1 pseudogene is annotated in these 1579 nt (G+C 63.4%); it reads right to left on the bottom strand.

Annotated elements, in window-relative coordinates:
* Nucleotides 1-1070 (bottom strand): annotated as a pseudogene (locus XH84_RS31825) (methyl-accepting chemotaxis protein); the annotation flags it as partial.
* Between the last annotated feature and the right edge of the window lie 509 nt (nucleotides 1071-1579).

Genomic DNA, 1579 nt, shown 5'->3' with positions numbered 1-1579 from the left:
TTGCGGCCGAGACCCGGCAGCACGACGTCGAAATTGCCCGAGGCCAGCTCACGCATCGCCTTGCACATCGCGATCATCGGACGCGAGATGCCGTTGCCGAGCATCAGGGCGAGTACAGCCCCGATGGCGAGGCCGCCGAGCGCCATCATCAGCATCAGCCGCTCAGTCTCTCCGATGGTCTCATTGGCGCTCGCTTCGATGCGCTGCTGATCGGCAGTCAGGTCCGACCGCAGCTCGCCCGAGAGCTTGAGGATGCCCGCCGCCGTCTTGGTCATCTCGCCGTTCAGCTTGACGATGATCTTCACGTTCTCCGACAGCTTCGTGAAGGAGGTGCGGTATTGCTTCAGGAGGTTGCCGATCTCGGTGACGCGGTCAGTGATCTTCTGGTCGTTGGCATAGATCGAGACCAGCAGGGTCTCCAGGAATTTGACGCGCGCGATCACGCCATCGGCGGTCTTCGGCTCCGGCTTGGCGACGAAGGCGCTGACCGAGGTGGAGACCGCCAGATATTGCGAGGTGATGTCCTTGGCCGTGGTCTGGACCGATGCCAGCCCAGCCAGCGCGGCAGTATCGGCGAGATCGTCGAACTTGAACCGGATCTTGTTGCCGACGCTGTTGAGCTCATCGGCCGCGATCTTGTTGTTCTCGCGCGTCAGGGTGATGATCTCCCCGAACACCTTGGTGAAGCGCTGGAATTCGGCCTCGAGCTTGCCGACCTGCTCGCGGCGCGCGGCGCCGGTCGTGGCGGACATCGACTTGGCGATGGCGTTTTTCAGGTTTTCTTCGGCAGCCTTGGCTGCGGTCTCGTCATCCGCCGCCCCCGTCAGGGTATAGGCTCGTGCCAGTCCTTGATAGGCGATCAGTTCGCGATCGACCGTCCGCGCGAGGTCGGCTTCCGAGACGCTGGTGCGATAGGAGGCGACGGCGCCGGCAATCCGCTCGAAGCCGAAATAGGCGAAAGCCATGCTGACGGCGAGGATGGCTAGCACCGCCACGAAGCCGAGGATGATTTTTGCGCGAAACCGCAAAGTTGGCAGCTTCGACGAGTTCGACTTGGACGTAACCGACATTCCCCCACCCCATTCCATTCGCGGAAAACCAGGCGCAGCCCGAGAGCAGCCCGCTCTCCGACTCCCCGGCACGTTACGGGGCAAAGGATAAGCTGTGGTAAATTTGTGGCACCCTGGCCGGCGGTTAGGTGACGCGGGGAAGAAGCGCATTCCGCTGTCGTCCCGGACAAGCGCAGCAGAGCGTAGCGCAGATCCGGGACCCATAGCCACATGGAGTGGTTTGACGAAGACTCGGAGTGACCAGCGTCGCTCTACAATCACTGCCTGGGAGTATGGGTCCCGGATCTACGCGCGCCTGAGGGCGCGCTTGTCCGGGACGACGGCGGAGGATGCGGCGACAACAGTGGCCTATCGCACGGAGCCCTACGCCGCTCTGATATTGCCCATGAAGCGATCGAGCTCGGCGCGCAGGCGGGTGCTTTCGGACGACAGCGTCTTGGCCGAGTGCAGCACCTCCTCCGAGGCCGAGCCGGTTTCGGCGGCGCCGCGGTTGACCTGGCCGATATCGG

It is taken from the genome of Bradyrhizobium nanningense (assembly GCF_004114535.1).
In the GTDB taxonomy this organism is placed as follows: Bacteria; Pseudomonadota; Alphaproteobacteria; order Rhizobiales; family Xanthobacteraceae; genus Bradyrhizobium; species Bradyrhizobium nanningense.
This window is presented reverse-complemented; position numbering and strand designations above follow the sequence as displayed.